The following is a 5,003-nucleotide window of genomic DNA, read 5'->3' on the forward strand; positions in this document are numbered from 1 at the left end:
AATGAGCATCCTGTGTTGTGAAATGAGCATCCTGTGTTGTGAAATGAGCATCCTGTGTTGTGAAATGAGCATCCTGTGTTGTGAAATGAGCATCCTGTCTTGTGAAATGAGCATCCTGTCTTGTGGGATGGGCAGGATGCCCGTCCATTCCCCACAAATTGAATAACTTTCTTGTGGTACGGGCATCCTGCCCGTCGCTCTTTTATAACCTGCAAGAGAGGATGTGCTTTTTCATTATTTTTCGTACTACTTATCTCCAATCAGTAGAACAATTTTACCCGTCATTGAACCAGTTTCCAGCAATTGATGAGCTTTCGCTGCTTCTTCCAAAGGAAACGTCTTGCTAACTTGGATTTTCAACTTACCCCCATCCATCCATTTAGCACACTGTTCTAAAATTTCTGCCTGATGTTGCTGTGCTTCCACAATACCTTGAAGCATGGGAGTCAGCATGAGTTCTAAGCCTATGCGAAGATTGCGTTGCCTTGCAGCTTTCCACACTGTATCGGCATTCGGTTCTAAAATGGTCACGACATCACCATAGACACGTACAGCAGGAAAAGTTTTATGAAGTGTTTCTCCACCTACCGTATCAAAAGCTAAATCGACTCCTTCTCCACCCGTCCAATCTAACACTGCTTGTACAAAGTCTGTTTGCTTGTACAAGATAGCATGGTCAGCACCTAGCTTTCTGACGAATTCAGCTTTTTCTTGAGAACCAACAGTTGTGCAAACATTAGTACCTTTTAATTTTGCCAGTTGAATGGCTACATGCCCGACTCCACCAGCCCCTGCATGAATTAACACTCGTTCCCCTGGTTCCAAGCGTCCCCTTTCGTACAGTGCTTCCCATGCGGTAATAAGAACTAGAGGTGCGGCGGCGGCTTCTACGAAGGATAAAGAAGCTGGTTTGCGGGCGACAAACCGTTCATCAACCGTTGTATATTCTGCATAATTGCCTTGGTGTCCGCCCAATCCGCCGTTACAGAAGAAAACTTCATCGCCAATGCGAAAGCGTTGGACAGCCGCACCTACTGCTTCAACAATACCTGCACCATCACAGCCTAAAATTGCGGGCATTTTATCTGGGTAGAATGTACCTCGTTTCCTCAGTTTTGTATCAATGGGGTTGATACCAGCTGCTTGTAGGCGTATGAGAAGTTCTGTTTCGCCTAGAGGAACGCTTGGGTTTGGCACTTGTTGCAGTTGTAAAACTTCGGCGTTTCCGGTGGCTGTCATAAGGACTGCTTTCATGACTTTATTTGGTTAGGGATGTCCAAGACATATATCCATCTTGTGGGACTTTGTGGAACGGGCGTCCTCGCCCGTTCTTTATTAGTGACATTAGTGACGGGCTAGAAGTGACATTAGTGACGGGCTAGAAGCCCGTACCACAAGAGAAAGTTGGTTATTTTATTCTGCTTGTTGTGGCAGATTTTTCAAGTACTCAGAAATCGCTTCGTTCACTAGATGAGTCATTGGCTTACCTTGACGCTGAGAGACTTCCTTCAATTGGATGTAAATTTCTTCATGAAGGGTAATGCGTCGGCGTGTTTTGTTGGTAGCAGTGGTTGTATTTGCTATGGCTACAACTTGACGATCGCTCTCTTCTGTAATTGGTGCAGTTGTAGAATCTGCCATTGTTTCAATTAAACCATCGCTATCGTCTGGAATTTCATCTGACTTCACAGCCGTTTCTGACTCATATAGAGCAGCAAACTCTCGGATGGCATCAAATCCAACGCGATCGCAAAAATCACCAAACTTCTCTTCTGCTTTACGCTGTTGTTTAAAGTAAACAAAAATTGGTTCTAGTTGGGTTTCCAAATCGTTGGCGTGCATCCGTTCCATATAAGGAACTGCTAGCCTTGTTTGATTTGGCGAACCTCCCAACCAAACTTGATAAGATTCTGGGGCGCTACCTACAAAACCGAGTTCTGCCATGTAAGGACGAGCACAACCGTTTGGGCATCCCGTCATCCTTACCACAAAATGTTCATTTTGTAAACCAATTTTCTCCAATAGAGCGCGAATTCTACCCAATATTTCTGGAATGACTCGTTCCGATTCCGTTACAGCCAAACCACAGGTTGGTAAAGCCGGACAAGCCATTGAATAACGCACAATTGGATCTATTTTGTCTAAATCACAGACAACACCATGACTGCTGAGAATGTCTTGAATAGCTTGCTTGTTTTCCGGTTCGATATCGTAGAAGATGACGTTTTGATGAGGTGTTAAGCGGATAGGCAAATTATATTGCTCGACAATTTCTCTTAACGCCGTTTTGAGTTGAAAATTTCCTTCATCTTTAATGCGACCATTATCAATGGAAATACCTAAGAATAGCTTACCATCGCCTTGTTCGTTCCATCCCAAAAAGTCGTAGTACTGAAACTCTGGCAATGGTTTAAAAGCTTGTAAGGGTTTGCCAAAGTATTTCTCAACCATTGACCGGAATTTATCAACACCCCAATCATGAATTAAGTACTTTAGCCTAGCATGGCGGCGGTCAGTGCGATCGCCATAATCTCTTTGAGTGGCAACAATTGCTTTGACTATGTTGTAAGCATCTTCCTTGTCTACATAACAAATAGGATCTGCCAGTCTTGCAAAAGTTTCTTCTTTGTTATGCGTCCGTCCCAAACCACCACCTGCAAAGATATTGAATCCTTCTAACTCTCCTTCAGAATTAGTTATCACTACCAAAGTGAGGTCTTGGCTGTACAAATCTATGGAATTATCTCCTGGAACGGTGACACAAACCTTAAACTTGCGCGGCATATAGTATGTGCCGTAGATCGGTTCTTCTTTGTCGTGAATGATTGTTCCCGTACCATTTTTCTGACGTGCTGTTTTCACCTCTGGGTTTTCTTCAGCACTCAGAGCCATTTCGCCATCAAGCCAAATCTCGTAGTAAGCGCCCGTTTGAGGTGCTAGCAAATGAGCAATGCGATCGGCATACTCCCAAGCATATTCGTATTCGGGCTTATTCTTAAAAGGCGCTGGAGGAGCCATGACGTTACGATTGAGGTCACCACAAGCGCCCAGTGTAGAACCCATGCTGTTGATGATAGACGCGATCGCTGCCTTGAGATTCTTCTTTAAAATACCGTGCAACTGGAACCCTTGACGAGTTGTTGCTCGCAAGGTGTGATTTCCATGTTCATCAGCTAGCTTATCTAAAGTCAAATAAAGCTGTGGTGGAACGAACCCACCCGGATTTCTTGTCCGTAGCATGAACTGGTAATCTTTTTCCTGCCCCTTGATTCGATTATCGCGATTATCTTGTTGATAAGAGCCATGAAACTTTAGAATTTGTATGGCATCTTCACTAAAGTGAGTTGTATCCTGAAGAATTTCAGTTGCCACAGGTTCGCGCAAAAAGTTACTGCGTTCCTTGATGGCTTCTACTTTGGAAGGCTTACGGCTTGTAGTCGGGGAAGGAGCAGATTTAACCATTGGAGTAATAGAAGATTACCTATATGCGTCACAATATGCCAAAGTGTGAATGAGTATGCACCCTTACGGCTTTTATATCCACAAAATCCGAGCGAGATTTAGAGGATTAGTACGATTTTAACACGGCAAAAAGCTGAGTTTACTAGTGGTGCAACACATTAATAAACCCAGCAACATTACTTATACTATGTTTATGTTCCAATTTTTTAGGAATATTAAGAGGCGCTAACTTTTAATCCCTCATCCCTAACCCCTAACCCCTTACTTAAACTGATAGCCTACACCACCGTTGATGCTAATAGCAGAAGCAGGGCTATTTTCGTAAGCATTAACGCCTACGGTAGCATTGCTATAGATTAGGAAGTTTTTACCAACCTCAGATTCCACCCCAGCCACCACAGCCACTCCGTCGTCGTTACCACTTGGAGTTGGTTGACCGTTAGCTTCTACAAATTGGTATCCTACACCTACATAAGCATTAGTCCCTTTAGCAATTCCCAAGTCTGCGGAAACATGGGGAATAATAGCACTCGTCTCACTACTAAAGTTAACTTGACCGCGTGCAGAAAAAGGAGTATCACCTAACTTCACTCTACCTGTAAGATTACCACCGAATGTAGCAGCATCACCGTCTTGTCCGCCATTGGTAATACCAGCAGAAACACCAGCACCAACATAGCTAGCATCAGTTCCTTTTTTGGGCTGAGGTTGAGCAGAAGCTTGACCAGCAGAGAGTATAACAGGAGCAATTACTATGGAAGACAGTGCAGAAATTGTCACAAAAGACTTAAGTAACCGTTTCATAAAACCTACCAATTTTTCTAGGTATTGCTTTTACATTTAAGGTCGAAAAAACAACAAAAAGGTTCCAAAAAATTTCTAAAAATCTTCTATCAAATCCTGGCGCTGCTATAGATGATAAGACTGTTTCTCATAAAATAACTCTATAAATAAAGGCGTTCTAATTACAAAAAAAGATTTTATTATCCGGAATAAAAAATTAATAGTAGACAGTTATTTTAGTGTCACATAAATTTAGGGGATCGAGTTAGAGTTTAGAGAAATTCAGAGAGTTTGATTTCAGAATATTCAACGAGCTTCTGTAAAACTTTCTGATAGTAATTACTCCCTGGGCGTGCTCTTATGATTACCCAAACACGTAGGGGAGCCACCCGAAGTGCGCGGGTTCCCCCGCGACTGCTAGGAGTGGCGTTGGGCACTGCCCACCATTTACTGTTGGTGGGTAGTGCCCACCCTACAAAGTGAGTGGAATTTTAGAGTGGAAAGGGAGTATTTCTGACATACTAAAATTAGTAGAAAAAGCCTATAAATGAAAATAGTTTGTATAGATTTTTAATGAAGTATCCATCTTTTCAGACTCCTGCCTTGTAAGCTTCTTGCACTTTTACAGTGGTCGAAGAAAAATCGTTAGTAACAGTTTTCGCTTCTCCAAAAGCTTCTCGACCTGTAATCAATCTAGAGCGACGATTACGAGTGATATAATTCCATGCCCACTGAAATACGACTACTAATTTAGTGTC

General features: G+C 42.7%; 3 protein-coding genes and 1 pseudogene. All 4 read right to left on the bottom strand.

From position 1 onward, the window contains the following. Positions 1 to 246: 246 nt before the first annotated feature. Entirely contained in the window at positions 247 to 1,254 is a 1,008-nt protein-coding gene (locus ACKTT2_RS00625) for a zinc-dependent alcohol dehydrogenase family protein (RefSeq protein ID WP_407882933.1), read from the bottom strand. Positions 1,255 to 1,413: 159 nt separating this feature from the next. Then, a complete protein-coding gene (gene sir, locus ACKTT2_RS00630) occupies positions 1,414 to 3,462 on the bottom strand; it encodes a sulfite reductase, ferredoxin dependent (protein WP_407882935.1) in 2,049 nt (682 codons plus the stop codon). A gap of 261 nt (positions 3,463 to 3,723) precedes the next feature. Beyond that, a complete protein-coding gene (locus ACKTT2_RS00635) occupies positions 3,724 to 4,266 on the bottom strand; it encodes an outer membrane beta-barrel protein (RefSeq protein WP_407882937.1) in 543 nt (180 codons plus the stop codon). A gap of 569 nt (positions 4,267 to 4,835) precedes the next feature. Continuing rightward, positions 4,836 to 5,003 (bottom strand): annotated as a pseudogene (locus ACKTT2_RS00640) (NAD(P)/FAD-dependent oxidoreductase); the annotation flags it as partial.

The organism is Scytonema hankhaensis NUACC26, from assembly GCF_045865695.1.
Taxonomy (GTDB): Bacteria; Cyanobacteriota; Cyanobacteriia; order Cyanobacteriales; family Nostocaceae; genus Scytonema.

Excerpts from the sequence above, each read along its gene's own strand:
- ACKTT2_RS00635 (WP_407882937.1), bottom strand. The coding sequence starts at position 4,266 with ATGAAACGGTTACTTAAGTCTTTTGTGACAATTTCTGCACTGTCTTCC.
- sir (WP_407882935.1), bottom strand. The coding sequence starts at position 3,462 with ATGGTTAAATCTGCTCCTTCCCCGACTACAAGCCGTAAGCCTTCCAAA.
- ACKTT2_RS00625 (WP_407882933.1), bottom strand. The coding sequence starts at position 1,254 with ATGAAAGCAGTCCTTATGACAGCCACCGGAAACGCCGAAGTTTTACAA.